Annotated in this window: 7 protein-coding genes and 1 pseudogene; all 8 read left to right on the top strand. The window is 35.5% G+C overall.

Translation table 11 applies throughout. The annotated features are described in order from the left end of the window. Positions 1-346 precede the first annotated feature (346 nt). Positions 347-1,210 (top strand): hypothetical protein, encoded by an 864-nt coding sequence (locus tag GFB48_RS16995; RefSeq protein ID WP_163938618.1) that lies wholly within the window; start codon positions 347-349, stop codon positions 1,208-1,210. A 218-nt stretch (positions 1,211-1,428) separates the two neighbouring features. Then, the gene (locus GFB48_RS16990; RefSeq protein ID WP_163938615.1) at positions 1,429-1,806 is read left to right on the top strand and encodes a hypothetical protein; all 378 of its coding nucleotides are present in this window, start codon (positions 1,429-1,431) and stop codon (positions 1,804-1,806) included. Continuing rightward, positions 1,807-2,355, top strand: a complete 549-nt coding sequence (locus GFB48_RS16985; protein WP_163938612.1) for a hypothetical protein — start codon at positions 1,807-1,809, stop codon at positions 2,353-2,355. 1 nt (position 2,356) lies between these two features. Continuing rightward, entirely contained in the window at positions 2,357-2,902 is a 546-nt protein-coding gene (locus GFB48_RS16980) for a hypothetical protein (protein ID WP_163938610.1), read from the top strand. 368 nt (positions 2,903-3,270) lie between these two features. After that, positions 3,271-3,801 (top strand): hypothetical protein, encoded by a 531-nt coding sequence (locus GFB48_RS16975; protein WP_163938607.1) that lies wholly within the window; start codon positions 3,271-3,273, stop codon positions 3,799-3,801. A 503-nt stretch (positions 3,802-4,304) separates the two neighbouring features. Beyond that, a complete protein-coding gene (locus tag GFB48_RS16970) occupies positions 4,305-5,123 on the top strand; it encodes a hypothetical protein (RefSeq protein WP_163938603.1) in 819 nt (272 codons plus the stop codon). A 58-nt stretch (positions 5,124-5,181) separates the two neighbouring features. Next, a complete protein-coding gene (locus GFB48_RS17785; RefSeq protein ID WP_256378002.1) occupies positions 5,182-5,304 on the top strand; it encodes a hypothetical protein in 123 nt (40 codons plus the stop codon). Positions 5,305-5,308: 4 nt separating this feature from the next. Further along, a pseudogene (locus GFB48_RS17740) lies at positions 5,309-5,461 on the top strand (transposase); the annotation flags it as partial. Positions 5,462-5,703 lie beyond the last annotated feature (242 nt).

The following is a 5,703-nucleotide window of genomic DNA, read 5'->3' as shown; positions in this document are numbered from 1 at the left end:
TGCAAGAGTATGATAAATACTGTGAGCACTTAGAAAGGCGACGAAAGCATTTCAAACAAAGTTGCCAATTCTTCGAGTAAACACACCACTTATCTATTCAAATTTTGCACTGTACCCGCGGTGTCACAGTGTTGCGTGATTTTGATGCATAGATGCTTAAAGTAACCAAACCAAGCCAATAAAGCTCAACCTTACTTCCAAGCACCACAGAGTATAGCCAACATGAATGAAGCTTGATTGAATCTCAAGATTTTGTGTTGTAAGTTATTGATTAATAATGGGTGGCTATAGTTAGTTTGAGTATATTTGGATGCCTAAACCTATTGTTGTCGATGAGTGATTTTTAATGAATATAAAGTTAGTGATTTTTTGTTTGGCGACAGTATTTTTTTCACTGTTATTAATGAACAATGTAAATATTTCTTCACTTGAGCATTCTGAAGAGGCCAAAGAAGAGTGGATCCATGATAATTTTTTAAATGATAACAGTCTTAAGTTGATTAGCGATGGATACATTAGGATGCTTGAAAGAACAAGCGACAATCAGTTTGATGAAGTTGGTCATTTAACGAAAGTAGCCTTATCTTTCGCTATCGATTTTTTGGATTATGATGCAGGAGGAGAGGCTTTTGTTAAGTACATGATGGTGCTTTATTCTAAGAAAGTGCATGGTGAAGGAAGTGATTTTTGGTTTTTTGTTGCTAAATACGCACACTTACGGGGGAAGTTCGATTATTCAGAACTTCTAAGCTTGAAAATTGGAGAGAAACTTCAAGTAGCATATAAAAACCTTTTAATAGAGTATCCTCAAGAAGTCATAGTTGGTCGAACATTTCCGGTGATAGGAATACTTAGGCACTTAATGCTTTCCGAAGGGGCACTAGAGGCTTATATTGAATATTGTGTTTCTGAAAATCCCGCAGCGTTCGATGATGCGGACTTTCTTTCATTATCATTGATTAATCTTTTCAAAGTTGAAGTTTCTAGGCTTAATTCTGGAGAAAATCTTGATAAAAATAGGTTGATTTTTAACATTCTTGACAACCAAGAAGCTGACACATCTTATGAAAATAACATTACAGGAAGCTCACTAAACATCACACTGCAAGAATATAAAAGTAGGGCTCCGGAATTAGTTAATTATATTGAAGGATTAATTAATAATAACAAGGCCACCCATCGTAGTACACATATAGACAGCCATAATTAATTGCTATGTGCACCGCATTCGCGGTGGGTTAATGCTGCGTCAATTTGGGTTAATAGGCGCTTAGAGCAAATAAACTGAGCCAATAAACCTCAACCTTACTTCCAAGCACCACAGAGTATAGCCAACATGAATGAAGCTTGATTGAAGCTCAAGATTTTGTGCTGTAAGTTATTGATTAATAATGGGTGGCACAATACCTAGAGATGGGCACAAGAAATATGAAACTGATTAATGATTTGGCGGAAGCAAAAAGAATGCTTAATGTTATAAATGGCGTGACCTTTAAAGTGGGTGAAGATGAATTTTATCCAAGTATTAAGTTTGATCGTGAGTATGGAGATTCAGTTAATGATAACTCCATCATTACGATTAAAACCGACCCATTCCTAAATCGTGGAGATTCAATTAGTAGGGTAATTCTTCATGAGCTACTTCACAGTACAGACAGAAACAGAGGTATAAATTACCAGCAATGGAGAAATTGGGGGCGTGGGAATCCGAATTGGAAAAATGAAACTTATGATATTGCTCCCTCAGAAAGGCAGGCAAGAGCTTTTGAACAAGGATTTATTAATAAATATGAAGTAGGTGGATAAATGAGGGTTTTAGTTCTCCTGGTGTTCTTCTTATTTTGTAACAAAGTAAGCAGTGAAATAATTTTTGTGGATGATTTTCAGTACGTAAATTTAAATAATTATGCTATAAGAGAGGTAGGTGTTCATTCGGCCGATGGTTATATTCATTCGCAACTCCTTCAGCGAAGCCCTACCCACTCACCTATTAGTTTTATAACTAAGAGTGAGTATTTTGTATGCTCGCCTGAAAGTAATTGGGAGTGTTATATTTCGTCAGACGTTTCTTTTGCCTATCCTAAAAATCCGATGAATAATTGGTGTTTTAATGGAGTTAGCTATAATAAAGATAATTTTGGAGCGGTGTTATTTCATAATGAAGGTGTTAGAGGGACCCTCCATTATGAGGGGGTGGGCATTAAATCTTTAATCTATGAGAGGTTTTCTGGAAAAGAAAAAGGGAAGTACCAGCTGGATCGACATTATTTAAATGAACCAGAAGGCTTCGACTTAAACGTGTATTTGACTGATAATGAATTGTCAAAGTATTTGTCCAAGTGTATAGGAGATTAGAATGAAAACTGTTAACTGGTTGTTTTTATTGATTATCATCCTTGGGTGTATTACTAGCTTTAACTTATTTGCGGATAAACTTGATAGTTTTAGGCTGAGTAAGTATTCATATGATGTACAAGAGCGTAAATATATTGAGTCTTATGAAGTTGTAAGTATGAATGATAAATCCTACCTTTTAGAATTTAAGGTGCCGAGCGTAAAATTTAATGATAATCATTCAGTGAAGAGTGTGGCTTTTAAACAGACATTGATTAAGCAGGTAGTGGCTTCAATAGAGAGTTGTGGTGAATTGGAAGTAAAAGGCTGTATAGAAGTAAAGATTTTTGATGTTTTAGATGAGCATATTAATAAAACTAGCAATATGATCAAAAGTAATCACCAGAGCGTTAAGCCGATAACCTTCAAGTTTTATTTAAAAGAAGAAGTATGGGAATATAATAGATATGGATTGGAGTGGAAAGGTAATAAAAATTCACATGGTTATAAGCTTCTCCCAGTGGATGGGGACTTTGTTGATGCAATATACTTCTTTGCCCTTATCTAGTTGGTTCCTAAAATCAAAAAAGTGTAGTGGTCAACTAACACAACACACATAGACAGCCATTAATAACAAGGCTACCCACCGTTGATGGAAGGATAATGCCTCCTCGACTAGGCTTAGATAAGTGAATCAAAATAACAAGGACACCCTTCGTTAATGCACCTAAATTCGACAGCAATACATATTGACACCCATAGTTAATTGCTGCTTTTTCAGCCTCCTACTAAACTTGTTTTATAGCGAGTTGTAGGAGGTTGTTATGCCTAGACCCAGAAACAATAGACAGCCATAATTAATATTATGAATCAGAAAGTAATTTATTTGGTAAGTTACTATATACGTATAATAATTTGTTTTTCTAGTGAGTATATATGGAATCAATAGAGTGGGGCGTTAGGTTTTCTTACGCAAATCTTGAGCCTAATTTAGGTGTATATATATTTCAAGGCATGCTTTTTAGCATGCCATGGATTCTTGCTATAATAGTACTCTTTGAGTTCAAACTAAGACTTGGTACGCCATGGAAGGGGATACTATTTATAACTGTATTTTTTAATATTATTTTTATAAATAAATATTTTAAACATTCTGAAAAATATAATTATATAGAGCATATGAAGGATGGGCGTAATGTTGTTGTAGGAAGTTGGGATGTGGAGAGTAGTATTAATGTGGGGGCTGATTATGAAACGGTTTTAGTCGATGGATATCGTTTAGATGTTTTAGCTCGGGGGTGGCATTGGGGGTGCTTAAGTAAACCCTTTAGCGAGTTGCTTCCCAGCCCTCACCATAGAGAACAATTAGTTAAAGTCGCATATATTGAGTTAGATGAAAACATAAAAATGGACCAACGTAGTTCTGAATTTGAGTATTGTATAATTGAGGTTTATAAAGAAAAATAATAAATTCGCGTTTAACTTCAAAATGCACTTTAGAAAATTAAGAAACTGTAACGTTTTTTGTGTAACTGCTTATCACACTCCATACCAATACTTTACAGCGCTGCTTTAAAGCAGTGAGTTTTCTATGTCTAATTTTCAGCTATTTGGCTGATTAATACGTGAAAAGATAGCAAAACACACAATATTACTAAGTAACCTACTGAGTCGAAGGTGCTTTCGGTATATTATGTTTTTATCGAGAGTTTTATTTTGCTAAGTTACTGATTAATAGTGGCTGGCCTTATTCTTCGTGACGTCAACGTAGGTGGGATTGGTGTAGCTGCTAGCGGTGGGGCTCCCCTGACCAAAAGTGGTGCAAGGGTTAATTTTTCTAGAGGATTAACCGCTTTATTTGGAGGGAAGATAAAAGGGGCAGCCCTTACCTGGAAACCAGAATTAATCGAGCAATCAAAGAGCTATTTAACTAATCTATGGGAAACATCGTTTTAAATTTTGAGGGATATATGTTTTATAAATTACTATTAATTATATTGGTTTTTTTTTCGATGCAAGTAGAGTCTTCAAGTAAACTGAATGAGTGTGAGGCAAGATGGAACGAAATTTCGGCAAAAAGTGAGAGCCCTGCCAATACTAAAAGTAACTGGATGAATATAGAGCAAGAATGTAAGGACACAGGTTTATATTATCATTACTTGTCACTGATTAATGTTCTAGAGAAGAAGTATGATACTGCTCATGAGAATATCCAAAAAGGGTTGAATAATTATACCGATTCAAATGAATATTTATTGATAGATGAAGCCGATCTATTAATGCATAAGGCAATATTTGTTAAAAATGCTAATAAACAAGAACTTTATGAAAAGTCTGATAAATTATTTAAAAAGCTACTGGCTAAATACCCCAATAGTTTCGTTGGGATGTCACAGTATGCTTCCTTGAAGTTGGTTCGCAATCAAAATGCAATGGCCGTGGAGTTGGCAGAAAAATCAATAGAAATCATGCCTAATCTGGTTGGTTTAAGAACACTTGCGATTGCAGCTCAAAGAATAGGTGAATCTGAAAAAACACTAGAAGCAGCTAAAAAAATAGTTGCAGCCAATAGACTTGAGCAATTCTTAGGTGATGCAGAATTTATGTTATCTGTTGCATTAGCATACAATCGAACTGGGGCTCCCGATACAGCTTTTGGTACCTTAAAGACATTATTAAGTAATAATGAAGATGTTAAACATGATCCAGCTGTTAAAGAAGTGTTTGAAGAAATCAAGAAGACTTACCTACAACAAAAATCTAACACACATATAGACAGCCATAATTAATTGTTGCTTTTTCAGCCTCCTACTAAACTTGTTTAATAGCGAGTTGTAGGAGGTAGTCATGCCTAGACCCCGTAGTACGTTAATTTCAGTTGAAGATACTCCTTATTATCACATCACTAGCCGTGTTGTTCGTCGTGCTTTCCTGTGCGGATTTGACACACATATAGACAACCATAATTAATTGTAATGTTCCCGCAGAAAACCGGGCAAAAAAAGTGAATGATTTTGGTCAGTTATTCCACGGTCAAGTGGGTACCTTGCAAGAGTATGATAAATACTGTGAGCACTTAGAAAGGCGGCGAAAGCATTTCAAACAAAGTTGCCAATTCTTCGAGTAAACATATCTGTTATCTATTCAATCTGTGCACCGCATTCGCGGTGGGTTAATGCTGCGTCAATTAGGGTTAATAGGCGCTTATAGCAAATAAACTAAGCCAATAAAGCTCAACCTTACTCCCAAGCACCTTAGAGTATGGCCAACATGAATGAAGCTTGATTGAAGCTCAAGATTTTGTGCTGTAAGTTATTGATTAATAATGGGTGGCTATAGTTAATTTTTATGGAAGTCTATTGATTCTGG

The organism is Paraferrimonas sp. SM1919, from assembly GCF_010993985.1.
Classification (GTDB): Bacteria; Pseudomonadota; Gammaproteobacteria; order Enterobacterales; family Shewanellaceae; genus SM1919.
Note: the sequence above shows the minus strand (reverse complement) of the source record. Positions and strands in the feature narration are given on the sequence as shown.

Coding starts and splice junctions, on each gene's coding strand:
- GFB48_RS16995 (WP_163938618.1), top strand. CDS start 347: ATGAATATAAAGTTAGTGATTTTTTGTTTGGCGACAGTATTTTTTTCA.
- GFB48_RS16970 (WP_163938603.1), top strand. CDS start 4,305: ATGTTTTATAAATTACTATTAATTATATTGGTTTTTTTTTCGATGCAA.
- GFB48_RS16985 (WP_163938612.1), top strand. CDS start 1,807: ATGAGGGTTTTAGTTCTCCTGGTGTTCTTCTTATTTTGTAACAAAGTA.
- GFB48_RS16990 (WP_163938615.1), top strand. CDS start 1,429: ATGAAACTGATTAATGATTTGGCGGAAGCAAAAAGAATGCTTAATGTT.
- GFB48_RS16980 (WP_163938610.1), top strand. CDS start 2,357: ATGAAAACTGTTAACTGGTTGTTTTTATTGATTATCATCCTTGGGTGT.
- GFB48_RS17785 (WP_256378002.1), top strand. CDS start 5,182: ATGCCTAGACCCCGTAGTACGTTAATTTCAGTTGAAGATACTCCTTAT.
- GFB48_RS16975 (WP_163938607.1), top strand. CDS start 3,271: ATGGAATCAATAGAGTGGGGCGTTAGGTTTTCTTACGCAAATCTTGAG.